The sequence below is a fragment of the Streptomyces sp. NPDC048277 genome, from assembly GCF_040652235.1.
GTDB lineage: Bacteria > Actinomycetota > Actinomycetes > Streptomycetales > Streptomycetaceae > Streptomyces.
In genome coordinates this window covers 14,660-32,299 of the sequence record NZ_JBEZLQ010000033.1, presented here as the reverse complement: position 1 = coordinate 32,299, position 17,640 = coordinate 14,660, and the positions used below count along the sequence as shown (strand labels likewise).

The window sequence follows — 17,640 nt, the reverse complement described above, 5'->3', positions numbered from 1 at the left end:
CGCCCCTCGCGCCCTGCCCGCCACCTGCCGAGGTGTCGGCAGGCACCCCGATGATACGCGTCCCGCGACTCCGTCACTGACGCGCATCAGTCCAGGCGGCTCAGCGGCGGCCGACGACACGGGTGCGCTCCATCAGGCGCTCCAGCGTCCGGTCCAGGGCGCCGCCCTCGACCAGGCCCACGACCCTCTTCATCGGTACGTCCCGCACCGCCTGGAGCAGCTCCGGCCGGTCGCCCAGCTTGGAGCCCTGGTCCTCGGGGAGCGCGGCGGTCAGCTCCTGGAGGAGGGTGGAGCCGATGACGGGGTGGGCGATCCACTCGCCGAAGGTGGACTCCAGGGTCAGCTCCTGGGCCACGACGTCTCCGGCGAGGGAGACGGACGCCTCGGCGATCACTGTGGCCGCGTTCTCGCCGATCTGGACGAGGTACTCGCCGGGCGCGACCGCCCAGCCGCCGTCCTGGACGTCGTAGTGGGCGAAGGCGCGGCGGCCGAGGTCAAGGCCGATCGTCCGCGACTCGCCGGGTGCGAGGTGGACCTTGGTGAAGGCGCGCAGCTCGCGCGCGGGCCGTCGCACCGGTCCCGCCTTGGTGGCCACGTAGACCTGCACGACGTGCTTGCCCGCGCGGGCGCCGGTGTTGGTGACGGTGAGCGAGACGCGGGCCGAGTCGTCGCCGGTGGTCTCCACGGCCAGGTCGCCGACCGTGAAGGTGGTGTAGGACAGGCCGTGCCCGAACGGGTAGCGCACGGGTGCGCCCGTCGTCCCGTACCAGCGGTAGCCCACCATGACGCCCTCCCCGTAGCGGACATGGCCCTGCTCGCCGGGGAAGTTCACGAAGCTCGGGTTGTCCTCCAGGCGCAGCGGAATCGTCTCCGCGAGGCGGCCCGACGGGCTGGCCTCGCCGAACAGCAGGTCGGCGATCGCACCCCCGCCGCCCTGCCCGAGCAGAAACCCTTCCAGGATCGCGTCGACCTCGTCGTGCCAGCCCTCCAGCGAGACGATGCCGCCGTTGGACAGCACCACGACCGTACGGGCCGCCGCCGCGGCGACGGCACGGATCAGTTCGACCTGTACGGCCGGGAGGCGCAGGTCGTCCCGGTCGAACCCCTCGGACTCCGCGCTCTCCGCGAGCCCGGCGAAGACGACGGCCACGTCCGAGGAACGGGCGACGGCCACCGCGGCCTCCCGCAGCGCCACGGCGTCACCGGAACCGTCCGGCGTGAAGCCGGGCGCGAACTCCACCGTGCTGCCTTGCGCGGCGGCCAACTCCCGGATCGCGTCCAGCGCGTTGTCGAGCCGGGTCGGGTTGAGATGCGAGCTGCCGCCCGCCTGATAGCGTGGAGCGGCCGCGAACTCACCGACGACAGCGATCCGTTGAGCGGATGTGAGGGGCAGGGTGCTGTCGTCGTTCCTCAGCAGGACGGCGCACTCGGCCGCCAGTTCGCGGGCCAGCCGGTGGTGGGCGTCGGCGTCGAACCCGTCGAGCTCGTCGGATTTGTTGGTCTTGTCGGGCTCGTCGGACTTTTCGCCCGCGAGACCGGCCAGGGCCAGAATCCGTCGTACGGCCATGTCGACCACGCATTCGTCCAGCTCGCCGTCGCGCACGGCGTCCACGATGCGTCGGGCGTTCTCGGGGGAGGGACCGGGCATCTCCAGGTCCAGCCCCGCGCGCACGGACGCCACCGGGTCGTGGACCGCGCCCCAGTCGGACACCACCGCACCGGTGAACCCCCACTCCTCGCGCAGCACCTCGGTCAGCAGCCACCGGTTCTGCGCGGCGTGCACGCCGTTGACCTGGTTGTAGGCGGCCATCACCGTGGCCGGGGCGGCCTCGGTCACGATGTGCTCGAAGGCCGGCAGATAGATCTCGCGCAGCGTGCGCTCGTCGACGTCGGCGCTGACCCGCATCCGGTCGGTCTCCTGGTTGTTGACCGCGAAGTGTTTCAGCGAGGCGCCCACCCCCTGCTCCTGCTGGCCGCGCACGTGCGCCGCACCGAGGTGCCCGGACAGCAACGGGTCCTCGGAGTAGTACTCGAAGTTGCGCCCGCACAGCGGCGACCGCTTGATGTTCACACCGGGGCCGAGGACGACGTGGACGCCGAGCGCGCGGGCCTCGCGCCCGACCGCGGCCCCGATGCGGCGGGCGACCTCCGGGTCCCAGCTGCTGCCCACGGCCACCGCGGGCGGGAAGCAGGTGGAGGGCAGGCTCTCGTAGATCCCCATGTGGTCGAACTCCCCGACCTGGCGGCGGACTCCGTGCGGACCGTCGGTCAGGACGACGGAGGGGAGACCGACGTCCTCCAGCGGGTGAGTGGACCAGAAGTCCTGTCCCGACAGCAGTGCGGCTTTCTGCTCCAGGGACAGACGGGACAGGTCGATCTCAGGCATGTCGATCTCAGGCATGCGTGCATCCTTCGAGGTCATGGTGGCCGGGCCCCGGCGCGGATTGCGATGGCGGCTCTACTGACGCGCGTCAGTGGCGCGCGTCCGTGGACCCTAACCGGAGAACCGACGGTGAACAAGGCTGCCGGGCGGAGCTGGGCGGAGAGTCATCCGTGGGCCGTAGCCGAGGCTCCTCCCGCAGGAGGACGTGGGCGCGCCGGCTCGTGCAGGGACACTAGGGGGAGCGGCTCGGCCAGCGCGGGCCGGGGCGGCGGAAGCAGCAGCGGCAGCCAGGGCGGCGGCAACGGCTGCGGCCGTCGCCCTGGCCGCCGCGCGGCGATCCGCGCCCATGCCATCAAGATCACCGCGCCCACCGCCAAGTCGACCTTGAAGGCCCACTCGGGCTCGGCTGCTCAGGACTGTCCTGCAAATGCGTCTGGTATCGCTCCTGTGGCTCGTGATCGGCTGGGCGATCGAGGTGGTGATTCCGCAGGAGTCTGCCCCTGCTTCCTGGTCTGCCTCGGGCTGACCAGTTGGAAGCACTCGCCTCAGCAGCCGCCATCGGCTTCGATAGTCTGCGCCAGTGTCTGATGCTTCACTGAGATTCGTGATCGACGCCGATCACGGGCAGTTCTACGTCCAGGACCTTGACCCCTACGACGTGTGGATCGCCGAACACGCGACGGACCCGGACCTGGCACCCGCCGGCTGGACGAAAGAAGCGGTCTACGTCCATCGCATCGGCGTTGAACCGCACTCGATCTCCGTCGGCACAGCTCGGGACGACATGGTCGAGTCGCTGATCACCGTTCACACCTCCGCGCCGACGACGGATCCGACGGCCGAGCACATCGTGGAGACCGACCTTGACGCGCCAACCGGTCAGCTCACCATGTCCAGCCCTGGGACCGATCCCGGCGACGGGCCGAGCCTGACTGTTCCCGCTGGATTGCTACGTGTTCGGGTCTCCTACGTTCCAGCCGGACCACCGCCGTCCGACAGCAATGGCGGCCCCGGCGACCACTTCCTGTATCAGGTAGATCTCTGGCCATCCGACCGGGCTCGTGGACTTGTCATCGTCAAGCAGGGGCCAGAAATCTGGGCAGGATAGGTTCTCGTCAGAACGCTGACACCTGGGGGATCCATGTGAGGCTTCCGCCGTTTCGGCACGTTGGTGGCACAACTGCGGCACGAAGGAGCTGAGGCGGTCCGCGGAGGCCGGCCGTGGAGCCTGCCGCTGGAGGACCGGGTACTGCTGGTCGCGGCTTACAGGCGGACCAACTTGACGCTGCGGCAGCCCGTACCGCTGTTCGGCGCCTCAAAATCCGCGGCTGACCGCATCATCAGCCACCTCGGCCCCCTGCTCGCGCTCAAGCCCCGCAGGCGGTTCCGCAAGGGCACCGTGCTCATTGTGGACGGAACCCTGGTCCCCACCCGCGACCACACGGTGGCCGAGCAGTCGAAGAACTATCGCTACCTCACCAACCACCAGGTCGCCATCGACGCCGACACCCGGCTCGTCGTCGTGGTCGGCCGACCGTTGCCCGGAAACCGCAACGACTGCAAGGCGTGGGCACTGTCCGGAGCCAAGGACGCCGTCGGCCGCACCACCGCAAGTGCGGGCAGAACGACCTGCCCGCCTGGAAGCAAGAGCACAACACCTCCCACCGCCAGGCCAGCGCCCGTGTCGAGCACGCCTTCGCCCGCATGAAGACCTGCAAGATCCTCTGCGACTACCGCTTGAAGGACAACTGCGTCCATCACGCGATGAGTGGAATTGCCCGCCTGCACAACCTCGCCCTTGGCGGCCGTCTGTGTGTCCACCGGTGGCTGTGCCGGAGACGACGATGACGACGGGCGCAGGAGTGCGTGCGATGCCATCGCATTCTTCGCCAAGAGTGATCGCAGGTCGCGGACTGGAGCCGGCGGTTGGCCGAAGTGCCCCGAATGCGAGCCGTCCGTCGAGCCGGACGGAATGGGAGAGAACAGAGCAGGAGGCGGAGGGCCGTAGGCCGGCCACCTGATAGGTTATCGGGGCGAGGGTGCTGGTAAGGATGTCCGCAACTTGGTGGCTTTGAATGCCAAACCGAATGCTCGGATGGCGAGCAAGGCGGAAGCCTTGGGATGGAAGACCCTGTACGGGAACAACGGCCTGTTCATTTCGGTCGTACCCATGTACGGACCCCGGCATCGGCTCGACATGCCAGAAGGGGGCAAGTGATGGCAATGCTTGCAGAGATCCGAGCCTTGTTGGGTGAACCCGGATTCAACTGGACAGATCCGGCACCGTGGAGCGAAATGGTCAGGGAGTTCGGAATCGAATTCCCGGCGGACTTTCGCGAGATCGTGGATGCCTACGGTTCGGTCCAGATCAACAATCAACTGTATCTTGAGCACCCCGCCAGCCATCTTCTGCACAATCTGAGGGAATCCATCCGGGGTGATCTCGAGCTTTTCCGCGAGGAAGACATGGTGGAGTACCTGCCGAGTCCGGCAGGGGCGAACCCCGGTGAGCTGATGCCGGTGGCGTCGGCCACGACGGGGGAATGGGTTTTCCTCCGTGTTCCCGACAGCCCCTCCTCGCCCTGGCGCGTCTTGGTCCAGGAGCTTGACAGCCCGGCCTGGGTGCTCCATGAGATGACATTCGGTGAGTGGTTGCTGGCTTACCTCAGGGGTGAGGACGTGACGGTGTGTTCTCGCAACTTCGCGCCCGATCGCCCGTTCTTCGAACCGCTGAGCTGAACCGTGATACGGGTCGGGTGAGTGCCTTGCCGCACTGGCACCGACGTACCTGAAGGCTTCTGATCGTTCCCACCGCCCGCGCCAGTGTCGCACGTCGACACCGCCACCTGGCTTCGTAACTGACATGCGACACCGTTTATCACCGAGTCCGGGCAGCACTTGATGATCACAGGGCCAGAGAATGTCGATGAGAACTGACACCGGTCAGGTACTTACGTCCTCGGTGGGGAACCGGGACGCGGCGCTCTACCGGCGGACCGCTGAGATCAGTCCGCCGGGTCGCTCCTCGCGCTGCGGCGGGGTGCTGATCGGGCGGCCGTAGGCGGCAGCGCGCTCGCGCAGGGTGTGGCTGTCGGCCTCCCAGCCGTGCCCGGCCAGCCAGCCCACCGGGTCGTCGGGCATCTCCGAGACCCACATGGACGCCGCCGATCCTGGCACGGCGTCCGCGCCGAAGCGCTCGATCACGCCGCGCGAGCCCAACGTCAGCCCCATCCGACTGCCTGCCGCCGACTGCGCGCTGATCCGGGCCAGCAGCAGTTCCACCGCGTCCTCGGGCAGATAGATCAGCAGTCCTTCGGCGATCCACACGGTCGGCACCGCCGGGTCGTGCCCCGCGGCGGCCAGCGCGCCCGGCCAGTCCTCACGCAGATCCACCGCGACGGTGATCCGCTCGCAGCGTGCGACGGCCCGCTCCTGCCGCAGCACCGACGCCTTGAAATCCAGTGGGGCGGAAGTGTCGACCTCGAAGAGCCGGGTGCCCTCGGGCCAGTCCATCCGGAAGGCCCGGCTGTCCATGCCGGCGCCGAGCAGCACGACCTGCCGGACCCCGGACGCGGAGGCCTGCTGCAACAGGTCGTCGAGGAACTTGGTCCTGATGACGATGGAGAACGACACAGCCAGCCGGCGGCGGCGCGCGGCCTCGTCATCGGGCAGCGGCGGCGAGGAGGGCCACAGGCCGCCGGCGGCAGCGAAGGCCTGTGCCAGTGGGTCACGGAACAGCGCGTTCTCCCGCTCGGTCTCCAGCGCCCGCACCCGGGCCACCCCCACCGCCGTGGCCCACACTCCCGACGGCTGCACCCGCTCCTGCTCATCAGTCACCGCGTCAGCCTAGATGATCGATTCCAAGGAGAGCTGATGAGTGGAGCCAGATTCATGCGCGGCCAGCCGGTCATGCGCGCACACTCGCCGCACTGGTCATGACGGGCAAGAACAGGCGCCTTCCCCTTGACGGCTTCCTGAGCCGACAAATGCGGCTCCCGCCGATGAAGGGCTTGGTGGTGCGACGTCAGCCGGAGGCGTCGTGTGCGGTGACCCGGGCCTGGGTAAGGGCCAGGCGGTAGGATTCGGTGCCGGTTTGGGTGAGATTGCCGCCGAAGGCGAGCCGGTCGACGATGGCCGCGCAGAGCCGGGGGTCGGTGAAGGTTTTGGTCCAGCCGCTGAAACTCTCGTTCGAGGCGATGGCGACGCCGTTCTTCTCCTCGCGTTCGGTCAGAATGCGGCCGTGGCGGGCGATGGTCTTGGTCAGTACCTTCTTGTCTGCGGCCTCGACCAGCTCGTTGACGAATCCGATGGCGAGTGCGTAGCGGACCCGGCAGCCGGCCATCGCGGCTTCGGTGCCCAGCGCGATCAGCAGGCGCGAATTGCCGGTGCCCGAGTCACCGATCAGGCAGAGCGGCAGACCCTTCTTGACCCACTCGCAGGTCGCCAGGGTGTGGATGACCGCCGGATCCACGCTGGGGTTCGCCTCGAAGTCGAAGGCCCGCAGCGATTTCTCGCGTGGGAACTGGGCGGCTTTGGTCCGCCGTTCCGGACGGCGGCGGGCTCTATCGTCGCACTCGGCCATCAGCAGTTCGGCGAGGAAACCGCGATACGACATCTGGTCACGAGCGGCGGCTTCGGCCAGTTCGGGGAACTGGGCCCGAATGGTCGGCAGCCGCAGCATCCGGCATGCCTGGTCGACTGGTCGTAGGCCGCGACCGAGGGCAGCGGCCGGTTGTCGGGCGGCAGGTGGGCCAGGCGCCGTTCGGTCAGGAACGTCACACTCGCCCGGTCCGGCTCTGGATCTGCCGTCGTGGCCGGCGCATCGTCGGACTCGGCCCGGCCTTGCGGGCTTCCAGCGCGACCGTGTCCGCGGTCAGGGCGCCTGCCCGCAGCGCGGCGGCGAGTCCGGTCACGAGGTACTCGTGATGAAGATGCCGTCCCAGCAGCAGGACCTCGAACAAAGCACGGGTGCCGTCCCGGTCGCCGTGGGCCTTGCAGGCGGCCGCCCACCAGGCGTCATGGACGGGGGTGAACTTGCCTGCGGAGCGGGCCTGTTCCAGCGCGGTCGCACCGGGAAAGGCGCCAGGCTTGCGGACCAGGGCCTCCAGGTAGCGGTCCAGTTCCAGGCGGGTCTGGCCCTTGGCGATGAGCCGCTCGTGCCGGGCGACTTCCTTGCGGCCGTCGTAGACGACGACTTCGGAGGCGTGCAGCATCACCCGAACGGTGCGGCCGATCAGTCCCACCGGCACCGAGTACCGGTGCGTGCGGACACTGACCTGCGCGTATCTGTCCACCCGGAGACTGAACGGCCGCCCGGTCTCGAACGGTTCGTCGGGCAGCGGCTGCAGCAGCAGACGTTCGACGGCGAAGTGGTCGCCGATCGTCCTGGGCCGCGACCGGATGCGGCGGTCATCGTTCTCGACGTCCCACCGTTCCACCATCGCGTTGAGCTCGGCGAGGGAGCCGACTTCCGGGACAGGGACGAGGTGGTTCCGGCGGAACCAGCCGATCTCCATAGTGCGAACGGAACGCGGTCCACCGCTAGTTCTCCACCCGCGCTCTCGACAGGCCCAGCACCCGGGCGACCGCGGCCCGCAGGTTGTCGTAGCGCACCTTGCCGCAGGGGACGCCTCTAATATGCGGGTGTCGCTGTCAACCCCAACGTGAACGTCTTGCGGAGTGGGGGCGGTCGATCAGAAGGCCTCGAAGCTGGGGAGAGCAGGACCGATGTTGCCGTCCTCGTCCATGAATTCGAGCCGTTCCACGAATGCCAGGATGAAGTCGGTGAACGGGCCGTCGAAGACCTCGCATCCCTCTTCGTGGGCCATGGTGATGATCTTCCAGTGGTCCGGGTCCGGATCGCAGGGCAGGAAGAAGTGCTCGTCGCCGCCGTAGTCGTAGCCCCATGAGATCAGGCCACCAGCCTCGGGGTGGAACGGATGCGGGAAGTCATCGGGGCGACGCGCGCGGGACTCGGTGAAGCTCTCGTGGATGCGAACCATGCGATCCAGCAGCGGGCTGGAACCATGAGGGTGGAAGACCACGAGTTCCTCGGCGATCACCCCGGTGCCGTAGGCGTCCATGAATGCCTTGAAGTCGCTGGGCAAGGGCGAGCCGATGTAGCTCTCGACCGCGGTCCAATCGTCCGCCGACCACCGGCGCGGGGTCGGCGCGCCGAGGAACTCCTTCAGCTCTTCCAGCTCCGCCATGCGTGTCCTGCCCGATCGTCGTGATTGGTCGCGCCTAACCTAACCGGATCAAGCCGTCTTGTGGGCCGGAGGGGTGCCTCTCACAAGCCCTCCGCTTGAGGAGCCTGGGGCGCCGTCAGCCAGCTTGTTCGTCGAGGCGCCCGAGAAGTCCGGTGAAGATCTGCTCGCGAGCGACCTGCCCGTTGGCTGCCGCGTCGTCCGCTGGCGTTCGTGCGTGGGGCGGAACTCGATCGTGGTGACGAAGAAGGTGCAGGACTCGCAGACCGACTCGAAGTGGCAGTCCATCTCGACGGGGCGGGCGCAGTAGCCGTTGCCGAGCATCCGGCGGTGCATTTCCCGGCGGAGCTTGGCCATTGCTGTTTGTGACAGGTTTCGTTGGCCCCACTCCGGCACTCTGGTCTGGCCCCAGTTGATCGGCATTTGATTTGGCCCCACCTGTGCTGCTCTGAGGCGACATGCCATCGTCCGAGTGAATGGTCTGCGCTGTCTGCCCGATCCCGACAGGGTGTGTCCGGCGTTCACGGTCATGTCGGAGGCCGTGCTGTTGGGCATGGCCGTGTCGGGAGGCCAGGGTGCGTGTTTCGCGTGTCGAGCTGTTCGAACAGATCCGTCGGGATGTCCGTCTCGATCCGTCGATCTCGCTGCGGGCCTGGCGGCGAAGTACGGCGTTCACCGCCGAACCGTCCGGCAGGCCATGGCCTCCGCGGTCCCGCCGCCGCGCAAGTCCGGCCAACGGCAGTTCCGCATCCTGGACCCGGCCACCGGGTGGATCGACACGATGCTCCGGGCCGATCTGAGGGCCCCGAGGAAGCAGAAACACACCGTCGAACGGATCCAGAAGCGCCTGGCCGAGGAGCACGACTTCGACCTGGCGTCGTATTCCACTCTGCGTAACTACGTTCCCAAACGGCGGCCGGAGATCGTGGCAGAGGACCGTGAGGGCCGCCAGCATCTGGAGGGAATGGTGCCCCAAGAACACCTGCCCGGAGAGGAAGCCGAGGTCGACTTCGCGGACGGGTGGGTGCGGGTGGCTGTCGAGGTGGTCAAGTGCCATCTGTTCACGCTGCGGCTGTCGCATTCGGGCAAGGCCATCCACCGGGTGTTCGCCTCGCAGGCCCAGGAGTCGTTCCTGGAAGGCCATGCGGAGGCATTCCGGGTGCTGGGCGGTGTCCCGACCAGACACATCCGTTACGACAACCTCAAGCCCGCGGTCCGGCAGGTCTGCACCGGCCGCAACCGGGTGGAATCGGAGCGGCGGACCACCTTCCGCTCGCACTATGTCCATGTTCCCGTGGGTTCCCGCAGCCTGCCGACCACATCGGTGGCTTCGGCGGCTGTCTGATCTGGGTCTTCCCCTGCTCTGGACTCAATCGGGTGATTACTGCTTGTTCCTCGGGAATCCCGAAGTCTCTTCGGCTGTCATGGCGGAGTCGCCGGATAGCTGAAGGGGAGGAACGGGATGGCCCTGGCCGTCGTGCGCGATTTGCGGCCGGAGCTTCGGCTGGAGAGTGCCGAGGAGATCGCCGCCTTCGAGCAGGATCTGCTGGCCGAGTTTGTCCTCGCGCGGGCGTCCGCCGGTGTTCAGGACGGCACCATCCGCGGTGATGTCGGGCCCGACCTCGCTCTGCGTGAGTGGTTCGGCCGGCCGTTGTGGGAGATGGACCCGCAGGATCTTGACCGGTACTTCGGCCGGCACCGCCGTGACTCGGCCTCGGGCACCAAGGTCCGCCAGGCCGCGGCCTTCGCGGTGTTCTTCGAGTTCCTCGAACTGCGGCACAAGGCCGCCATCCACACGGCCACCGGTCACGTCGTCGAGTCCCCGCTGGATGAGATCAACCGGCCCCGCGGCGGCACGTCGGCGAGACTGCGGATCCCGCCGCCGGAGGCCGAGATCGCCACGCTGTTCGGCGGTTGGCGGCAGGACATGGAGGACGTGCGCAAGTACGCTCCGGCCGCCCGGAACTACACCGCCTCGCGGCTGGCCAGCCTCATCGGGCCTCGGATCTCGGTGTTGTGCCTGCTGCGGATCGGTGATGTCCGCTGGGATCTGGGCCGGTTCGGCAAGGTGCTGCTGAAGGGCAAGGGCAGCCAGGGCCGGGGCAAGAAGGAACGGCTCGTCCCGCTGATCAACGGCTCCCGCGACCTGCTGGAGTGGTGGGTCACCGGACCGCGCTGGGAGTTCGACGACAAGGTCAACGACCCCAGGGCCCCGCTGTTTCCGTCCGAGCGTCAGAATGGCGACGGCTCCAGCAGGCCGGTGACCGACGACGCCCTGAGGACCGGGCTGGCCGAGTCGGTCGCCCGGCACCTGCCGCACGAGGCCGGCCAGCTCACACCGCACGTGCTGCGGCACTTCGCCGCCTCCGACCTCTACCGCAACGGCATGGACGTCGTTGCCATCCAGGAGATCCTCGGACATGAATGGCTCAACACGACCATGATCTACGTGCACGTCGAGAAGTCCCACGTCGAAGACGCCTGGATCCGCGCGGGCCAGCGGGCCGCCGCCCGGTTCGGAGGTGGCCGCCGATGAAGTGGAACTTGCGGATGGTCGCCGCCCAGCGCGACGTCTGGAAAGCCTCCGAACTCCAGCGGATGCTCGCAGACGCCGGACTGGTCATCTCCGCAGGCAAGATGTCCCACCTGTGGTCCGGCCGGCCGCTGACTGTCCGCCTCGACGACCTCGACATCATCTGCGAGGTCCTGGAGTGCACCCCCGCCGACCTCCTCATCCCGGAGAAGCCAGCTGCCCGCCAGCCGACCACGGCGGCGGAGACCGAGCGGCAGGTCGTCGGCGGGACTCCCGTCACCCATCAGCGGCGGCCGGGACGGTCGGGGCCGCCGCTATGAGTCCGGCCGCCCGGCGGTCACGGCCCTGGGCGACCCGCAGCTGCCGGGACTGCATGGGCTGGGGCTGGTTCGACCGCCCTCGCTGCAAGGCATGCCGGTGCTTCGTCGCGAAAGCGACCGGAGATCACTGCGACATCTGCCGACGCGACGTCGCGGCGATCGACGGCGTCTGCCGGCTCTGCCGCCGCCAGGCCGGCCTGATCGCCGGACCGGACAACAAGGTCCGCGTCGACCTGGCGGTCGCCGCCCGCACCGGGCACCAGCTGTTCATCGTCGGCACCCTGCGGCCCCGCGGCGGACCGCCACCCCGGCAGGTCCCACCGAAGCCGCTGGTGTCGAGACTGCATCCGGCCCCGCCTCGCTGGACGGAGCTGACGCTCTTCGACCTGCCCCGCGACCTCCGTGGGGTCAGCAGCAAACAGCCCTTGCTGGATTCGGAGTTGGCTGCGTTCCTCATGAGCAGGGCCGGACGGATCGCGGAACTGCGAGGCTGGCCGCCTCGCACGGTCGGCTCGGTGTGACGCGGCATCCGGATCCTTTGCGCGGTCCACCGGCCCGGCGAGCCGATCAGAGCTTCGACCATCGCCCAGCTCACCCACAGCGCGGTGCCGGCCAACCACGTCCCGGAGGTGTTCGAGGGGCTGGAAGTCTTCCTCGACGACCGGCCTGACTCACTCGATGCGTGGTGCCAGAAGCAACTTGCCTTCCTGGCCCCGGACGTCCGGGCCGAGTTGGACACCTGGATCAGCATCCTGCGGCATGGGACCAGCCGTCGCAGGCCACGAGCCCGGTCCATGGTCACCACCCTGGTCCGGCTCGTCCTGCCGTTCCTGACCGAGTACGGCGGAAAGTACACAACCCTGGGGCAGACCACACGGGAGGACCTCACCAGCTGGCTGACTCACCGTCCCCACCGGGCCTACGACGCCAGTGCCCTGCGGTCGCTGTTCAGCACGCTCAAGGCTGGGCGGCTGATCTTCGCCAACCCGATGCGGGGCATCAACGGCGGCAAGCTGACCACGACGATCCCCGTCTCGCTCACCGTGGAGGAGGTGGAGGCCGTCGCTCCAGGCCGCCCTACGGGATCCGGCCCTGCGGGTGGTCGTCGCCCTGTCCGGGGTCCATGCACTGCAGTCCCAGCAGATCCGCACGATGCTCATGGACCAGGTGGACCTGACCGGACACCGCCTGGACCCCGAGGGACTGAACCGTCCGCTGGACGAGTACACCGCCGAGGCGATCACCAACTACCTCGACTACCGGCACCACCGCTGGCCGAACAGCACCAACCCACACCTGCTGATCAGCCGAAACACGGCCACGACCACGGCGCCGGTGGGCACGTTCTGGATGGACAGACTCGTCAAGCAGCTGCCCATCGGCCTCGACCGGCTGAGGCAGGACCGCATCCTGGAGGAGGCCCTGGCCAATGGCGCCGACCCCCTCCACCTCGCGCACGTCTTCTCCCTCGGCGCCAAGGCCAGCCTCCGCTACACGACCGCTGTCGCCGTCTCACCCGCCGAAGAGAACTCGCGAACCCGTTGAACTGCAGGGGCCTTGGAGGCCAACTTCCCTACCGGACCCGTGGGTTCGTCCCGGGCACCCTTCAGACATCGCGAACTCACGGAAGATCGGGTTCGATGCCTTCTACTGCATTCCTGGTGAGGAAGGCGCCCATGAGAAGGGCGGGGTTGGACAGGAAGGCGGACGTTTCCGCTGGGCCCACCTGGTCCCGGTCCCCGACGTCCCCTCGCTGGAGGAACTCAACTCCCGCATCGCCATCATCGACGAGGCGGAGGAAGAGCGGATCCTGCGGGGGAAGCTGACCTCGGTCGGCTTCAACTTCCGCATCGAGGCCGAAGAGCTGGCCCCGCTGCCGGCCGAGGACTTCGAGTGCGGCATCACGCTGACTCCGAAGGTCGACCGGACCAGCCGGTTCACCGTCCGCCAGTCCCACTGCTCGGTGCCCGCCCGTTTCATCGGCGAGAGGGTACGCGTTCTGCTGCGGGGCAGCGGACTGCTGGTCTTCGAGCGCCGGAACATCGTCGCCCGGCACCCGCGGCTGACCAAACGCTACGGATATCGCGACGTGCTGGACCACTACCTGGAGATCCTCCTGGTCAAGCCCGGCGCCATGGCCGGGTCGACCGCGCTGGCCGCCGCACGGACCGAGGGCTCCTTCACCGCCGTCCATGAGGCGTTCTGGGCGGCCGCCCTGAAGACCCACGGGGACGCGGCCGGCACCCGGGCCCTGATCGAGGTCCTGCTGCTGCACCGCCGCATGCCCGCCGAAGCGGTCCGGGCCGGGATGTCGGCCGCGATCAAAGCCGGATCGATCAGCCCGGACGTGGTGGCCATCGAGGCACGCAAGGCCGAATCCGCCGCCCGGGACCCAGAGCCGGAGGACGACGGGAACGATCCTCCGCCCTGGGCGGACATCCCCGGCGGGCAGCTGCTGACGCTTCCCACCCGTCGGCCCGAACTGCCCGAGGACAACCGTCCCCCGCCGTCGGTGGACATCTATGACCAGCTCCTGACCCGCCATCCGAAAGGTTCCGCATGAACGACAGCACCGCCCTCTTCGACGTCGGTGAGCGAGTCCCGAGTCCCCGCAAGGACACCTCCGCCGCCGGCGCCGTCGAGACCGTGATCGACGAAGCCTGCCGGGCCCTTCACCTGCCCACGATCCGCTCACGCTGGGAGGAGATCGCGGCGACGGCACTGAAGGAGCGTTCCAGCTACAAGGACTTCCTGGCCGACCTGCTGGAAGCCGAGTGTCTCCAGCGCGAGGAGCGGAAGAAGACCCGGCTGGTCAGGGAGGCGAACTTCCCCCGCCCCAAGCGGCTGGAGGACTTCGAGTTCGAGAAGAACCCGAACGTCACCCCCGAGCAGGTCAGCACGCTGGCCGACCCGGCCTGGGCGAAGGCCGGCCTGCCGCTCTGCCTGATCGGCGACTCCGGCACCGGCAAGTCGCACCTGCTGATCGGCATCGGGACCGCGATCGCCGAGGCCGGTATGCGAGTCCGCTACACGACCACGGCGAACCTGGTCAACGAGCTCGCCGAGGCAGCGGACGAGAAGAAGCTCGGCCGGACTCTGGCCCGCTACGGACGCGTTGACCTGCTCTGTCTGGACGAGTTCGGCTATCTCGACCTGGACAAGGCCGGAGCGAAGCTGCTGTTCCAGGTGTTCACCGAACGCGAGGAACGACGAGCCATCGCCATCGCCTCGAACGCACCGTTCTCGGAGTGGAAGCAGACGTTCACCGACCCGCAGCTCTGCGCGGCGATCGTGGACCGGGTGACCTTCAACGCTCACATCGTCGAGACCGGCACCGACAGCTTCCGCTTCAAGAAGACCCAGGAGAAGCACCGCAAGTCCTGACCTGTCATGTCCGAGCTGGACATGACAGGTTAGATGCGGGTGTGTGAACAGCCGCTGTGTATCTGACGGGTCCCGGCCTCAGCGCCCGGGACCCGTCACGCGGAGTGGGGCCCCGGGTCAGAAGGGTGCCTATGGGCCCATGAGCCGAGTGCTCGCCGGGCTAACGTCACGCCGACGCTGACGCCCGCTCCACGGCATGTTGCCGTGGTTGTGCAGATTCCCCGTGTCTCGTCGAGAGAGCCGCCCAGCAGTCGGCTCGCAGCCAGCCAACGAAACGTGCTCGCGGCCAGCTCCCTGTCCGCAGGTGACAGATCACCGGCGTCGAGGCGGCCCTGGCACCAGACGGCCCATTCCACGTCGTCGGTCACCAGCGCGTGCGCCGCGTCGAAGTCTTCGGGACTGAACGCGAGCAAAGCTTCGAGCGGGCAGGTGAACAGCAGGGTCAGGGCCAGAACGTCGTTCACGGCACGGTACTCGAACGATGCCTGTGGCCAGGGCTCCTGGCTGTCTGCGAGCAGCCGGCTAGCGCCGTCCTGCGCGCACAGCCAGGCCAACGGCACCTCGTCTGAGTGGCCTCGCGGGCTCACTGGAACGAGTCGCCGCAGGCGCAGGAGCCACTCGCGTTCGGGTTTTCGATCACGAATCCCGACTTCTGCAGCGTGTCCAGGTAATCGATGCTCGCCCCTTGCAGATAAGGGCCGCTCAACGGGTCGATCACCATCGCGAAGCGGTCGAACCAGACCACGGACATCTTGTCAGTGGCCAGAGCGTCGCGTTGAGCCGCCGTGGCCGGGTCGTCCTCCTCGGCGAACCCTTCGTCATCCCGCTCTGCCAGCATCTTTGCCAGGGCCTTTGCATATTTGTCGGTGAAGAACAGCTGGTAGCGCATCCCCGAACAGCCACCCGGCTGCACCGAGACCTGCAGCGCAAGCCCGGGCTCCTCCCGCCGCAGCAGATCCGCGACCTTGACCACGGCCGCCTCTGTGAGCTCGACCGCATACGTCGTCTCCGGCACTACACCCTCCCATCAGCCTGGACCCGGGACTCGGGCTCCGCCAGCACTACGACGGACAGTGGGCTGAGGTTCACCTCGCGTGTCCAGGCATGACCTGATCCGGCCAGGTCGCCCTACGAGGTGGGCAGCCGCGGCACCCGACCCAGCTGCAGACGAAGGACGTGACACAGCTCCTGACGCTGACCCGCACTCCGAAAAACCGAGGCCGACGCCCCTCACAGGGCGCCGGCCTCGGCCTGGTTGGGCCCGAACCGTTCTCCGCCGGTCGTGCCAATGCCCGCCCTCGACGTCCACCACGGATCGGAGAATCCGACGGTCCCGTATCGAACACGGGTCGAGATCCTGTGGTCCGTCGGGCTGTCGGGGCCCATCGTCCAGTCCGGATCCGATGCCCTTCACGCTACCGCTCCACCCCCTCCCCACGGCCAGGGAACCCACTCGATCGGGGTGGGGCCAAAACAACGTGTCGGCGCCAGGTTGACGACCCTCCCCGGGGCACCACAACAACCAAGGTGGGGCCAACTTCAGTGCCAGAGTGGGGCCAATTGAAGTTGCCACAAACAGCCATTGCTGTTCCCTCGGCATCGGCCGGCAGCTGGCACGTAAACACGTGTCATGGACAGCGACCGGTGTCCAAGGAGTGCGGCGATGGCTTGCAGGGGCATGCCCCGGTTGATCGCCTGGGTGACCGAGGTGCCCGCGTCGGCCTCGCCCGGGCGACCGTGGTCGGTGAACAGCAGGCTCGAGCGCAGGCCCTCGGGCTGCTGCAGCAGCCAGTCGTCCAGCAGCGTCTTCAGCTGCGGATGCAAGGGGATGTAGCGGCCGGTGTGCATCTTGCCGACCGGGACGCGGAGCCAGTAGGCGGAGCCGATCTGCACGACCGCGTCGATGGTGGGGCCGAGCATCTCGCTGCGGCGCATCCCGGTGCGGGCGATGATCTCGATGGCTGGCCGGGCGAACGGATCGGGGTCCTGGCGGGCGGCGGCCAGCAGTTTGGCGGCCGCGGCGTCGTCGAGGAATCGGGGCAGTGGCTCGTCGGCGACCGGGAAGTCGCTGTCGAACACCAACTGGCGGGGCGGCCGGTCGGCGGCGTCCCACTCGCCCAGGCGGCGGAAGAAGCCGCGGAGTTTGCTGAGGCGGTCGAGGACGGCGTGCCGGTGCAGGGGGCCGCCGTGGGCGGCCGGCCGCTCCAGTGGCCACTGGCGGTAGCTTTACGTGCCGTCGCTTGAGCTCGGCGACGCGGGTGACGTCCGTGTCTTCGGCGGCGACCAGGAGGGCGAACTCGCGCAGCGTCAGGTCGGCGTTCTTCACGGTGCCCAGCCACATGGTGCCGGCTATCTGCTGCAGATAGTGCTGCATGGTGTCCGCCGTCCCGGCCGGGACACGGGCCCACTCCTGGGCCCGGAGGTCGGCGTGGTCCGGGGAGCGTCCGCGAGGGAGCTGGTCGGTCAACTCGCAGTGGAACAGGGCCGCTTCCAGGTTGAACAGGGCGGTCGGCAGGGCCTTCACGCCGCGGTTGGGGATACGGCGAGCGGCCTCCGGCAGCAGCCGCTCGATCCGGTCGAGGTCGCCGAGGGCGGCTTTCGCCTGGGCGAGGACATTGGCCGCGCACCAGCGCGCGGCGAGTTGTCCGGTGGCGACGTCCAGATCCCGGCCGAGCCGCCCGACGGCCGCCAACGCCCCGTCGCGAAGCGGTAGTTGACCGGAGGCGTGCAGCAGGTTGCCCGACCCGGTGTACGGCACGTAGTTCGCGCCGGATCCGGCCGGCTCCGGCAGTGGCACGCCGAGTTCCATCAGGC

At 68.4% G+C, this 17,640-nt stretch carries 19 protein-coding genes and 2 pseudogenes; 12 read left to right on the top strand and 9 right to left on the bottom strand.

All coding sequences use genetic code 11. The annotated features are described in order from the left end of the window. Positions 1 to 100: 100 nt before the first annotated feature. Entirely contained in the window at positions 101 to 2,401 is a 2,301-nt protein-coding gene (locus AB0D85_RS44925; protein ID WP_362334711.1) for a glycoside hydrolase family 3 C-terminal domain-containing protein, read from the bottom strand. A gap of 586 nt (positions 2,402 to 2,987) precedes the next feature. Between AB0D85_RS44925 and AB0D85_RS44920 the strand changes: the two genes are divergently transcribed. The 3 genes and pseudogenes from AB0D85_RS44920 (at position 2,988) to AB0D85_RS44910 (ending at position 5,122) form a co-directional block, all read left to right on the top strand. Then, positions 2,988 to 3,491 (top strand): hypothetical protein, encoded by a 504-nt coding sequence (locus AB0D85_RS44920; protein ID WP_362334708.1) that lies wholly within the window; start codon positions 2,988 to 2,990, stop codon positions 3,489 to 3,491. 33 nt (positions 3,492 to 3,524) lie between these two features. Continuing rightward, positions 3,525 to 4,231, top strand: a pseudogene (locus AB0D85_RS44915) (transposase). Positions 4,232 to 4,600: 369 nt separating this feature from the next. Next, positions 4,601 to 5,122, top strand: coding sequence for an SMI1/KNR4 family protein (locus AB0D85_RS44910; protein ID WP_362334705.1), 522 nt, complete (start codon positions 4,601 to 4,603; stop codon positions 5,120 to 5,122). Between the two features lie 246 nt (positions 5,123 to 5,368). Here AB0D85_RS44910 and AB0D85_RS44905 read toward each other — a convergent pair whose 3' ends face one another. The 4 genes from AB0D85_RS44905 to AB0D85_RS44890 all read right to left on the bottom strand — a co-directional run bounded on the left by AB0D85_RS44905 (position 5,369) and on the right by AB0D85_RS44890 (position 8,592). Then, on the bottom strand, positions 5,369 to 6,184 hold the full coding sequence (locus AB0D85_RS44905) for a class I SAM-dependent methyltransferase (protein WP_362334931.1): 816 nt from the start codon (positions 6,182 to 6,184) through the stop codon (positions 5,369 to 5,371). A 223-nt stretch (positions 6,185 to 6,407) separates the two neighbouring features. Continuing rightward, entirely contained in the window at positions 6,408 to 7,064 is a 657-nt protein-coding gene (locus AB0D85_RS44900) for an ATP-binding protein (RefSeq protein WP_362334702.1), read from the bottom strand. Positions 7,065 to 7,158: 94 nt separating this feature from the next. Beyond that, on the bottom strand, positions 7,159 to 7,899 hold the full coding sequence (locus tag AB0D85_RS44895) for a hypothetical protein (protein WP_362334699.1): 741 nt from the start codon (positions 7,897 to 7,899) through the stop codon (positions 7,159 to 7,161). 177 nt (positions 7,900 to 8,076) lie between these two features. Next, positions 8,077 to 8,592: an SMI1/KNR4 family protein gene (locus AB0D85_RS44890; RefSeq protein ID WP_362334696.1), complete on the bottom strand. Its 516-nt coding sequence runs from the start codon at positions 8,590 to 8,592 to the stop codon at positions 8,077 to 8,079. Positions 8,593 to 8,716: 124 nt separating this feature from the next. Between AB0D85_RS44890 and AB0D85_RS44885 the strand changes: the two genes are divergently transcribed. The 8 genes from AB0D85_RS44885 to istB all read left to right on the top strand — a co-directional run bounded on the left by AB0D85_RS44885 (position 8,717) and on the right by istB (position 14,826). Continuing rightward, positions 8,717 to 8,899: a hypothetical protein gene (locus AB0D85_RS44885; protein WP_362334693.1), complete on the top strand. Its 183-nt coding sequence runs from the start codon at positions 8,717 to 8,719 to the stop codon at positions 8,897 to 8,899. 162 nt (positions 8,900 to 9,061) lie between these two features. After that, entirely contained in the window at positions 9,062 to 9,934 is an 873-nt protein-coding gene (locus AB0D85_RS44880; protein WP_362334689.1) for a hypothetical protein, read from the top strand. Between the two features lie 117 nt (positions 9,935 to 10,051). After that, positions 10,052 to 11,125: a tyrosine-type recombinase/integrase gene (locus tag AB0D85_RS44875; protein WP_362334686.1), complete on the top strand. Its 1,074-nt coding sequence runs from the start codon at positions 10,052 to 10,054 to the stop codon at positions 11,123 to 11,125. Next, positions 11,122 to 11,442 (top strand): helix-turn-helix transcriptional regulator, encoded by a 321-nt coding sequence (locus tag AB0D85_RS44870; protein WP_362334683.1) that lies wholly within the window; start codon positions 11,122 to 11,124, stop codon positions 11,440 to 11,442. Before AB0D85_RS44875 ends, AB0D85_RS44870 begins: the two co-directional genes overlap by 4 nt. After that, positions 11,439 to 11,963: a hypothetical protein gene (locus tag AB0D85_RS44865; RefSeq protein ID WP_362334680.1), complete on the top strand. Its 525-nt coding sequence runs from the start codon at positions 11,439 to 11,441 to the stop codon at positions 11,961 to 11,963. Before AB0D85_RS44870 ends, AB0D85_RS44865 begins: the two co-directional genes overlap by 4 nt. Before the next feature lie 577 nt (positions 11,964 to 12,540). Continuing rightward, the gene (locus tag AB0D85_RS44860; protein ID WP_362334677.1) at positions 12,541 to 12,987 is read left to right on the top strand and encodes a hypothetical protein; all 447 of its coding nucleotides are present in this window, start codon (positions 12,541 to 12,543) and stop codon (positions 12,985 to 12,987) included. Continuing rightward, the gene (locus AB0D85_RS44855; protein ID WP_362334673.1) at positions 12,872 to 14,005 is read left to right on the top strand and encodes a hypothetical protein; all 1,134 of its coding nucleotides are present in this window, start codon (positions 12,872 to 12,874) and stop codon (positions 14,003 to 14,005) included. The genes AB0D85_RS44860 and AB0D85_RS44855 overlap by 116 nt, the downstream gene beginning before the upstream one ends. After that, on the top strand, positions 14,002 to 14,826 hold the full coding sequence (istB, locus tag AB0D85_RS44850) for an IS21-like element helper ATPase IstB (protein ID WP_362334669.1): 825 nt from the start codon (positions 14,002 to 14,004) through the stop codon (positions 14,824 to 14,826). The genes AB0D85_RS44855 and istB overlap by 4 nt, the downstream gene beginning before the upstream one ends. Positions 14,827 to 14,921: 95 nt before the next feature. Here istB and AB0D85_RS44845 read toward each other — a convergent pair whose 3' ends face one another. The 3 genes from AB0D85_RS44845 to AB0D85_RS44835 all read right to left on the bottom strand — a co-directional run bounded on the left by AB0D85_RS44845 (position 14,922) and on the right by AB0D85_RS44835 (position 16,905). Beyond that, on the bottom strand, positions 14,922 to 15,290 hold the full coding sequence (locus AB0D85_RS44845) for a hypothetical protein (protein ID WP_362334666.1): 369 nt from the start codon (positions 15,288 to 15,290) through the stop codon (positions 14,922 to 14,924). A gap of 119 nt (positions 15,291 to 15,409) precedes the next feature. Beyond that, the gene (locus AB0D85_RS44840) at positions 15,410 to 15,841 is read right to left on the bottom strand and encodes an iron-sulfur cluster insertion protein ErpA (RefSeq protein WP_362334663.1); all 432 of its coding nucleotides are present in this window, start codon (positions 15,839 to 15,841) and stop codon (positions 15,410 to 15,412) included. 524 nt (positions 15,842 to 16,365) lie between these two features. Next, positions 16,366 to 16,905: a site-specific integrase gene (locus AB0D85_RS44835; RefSeq protein ID WP_362334660.1), complete on the bottom strand. Its 540-nt coding sequence runs from the start codon at positions 16,903 to 16,905 to the stop codon at positions 16,366 to 16,368. 151 nt (positions 16,906 to 17,056) lie between these two features. Between AB0D85_RS44835 and AB0D85_RS44830 the strand changes: the two genes are divergently transcribed. Continuing rightward, complete coding sequence (locus AB0D85_RS44830) at positions 17,057 to 17,539, top strand: hypothetical protein (protein ID WP_362334657.1); 483 nt, start codon at positions 17,057 to 17,059, stop codon at positions 17,537 to 17,539. On the opposite strand, the pseudogene AB0D85_RS44825 reads toward AB0D85_RS44830, so the two are convergent. Continuing rightward, positions 17,444 to 17,635 (bottom strand): annotated as a pseudogene (locus AB0D85_RS44825) (RidA family protein); the annotation flags it as partial. The gene AB0D85_RS44830 and the pseudogene AB0D85_RS44825 sit on opposite strands and share 96 nt — an antisense overlap. Positions 17,636 to 17,640 lie beyond the last annotated feature (5 nt).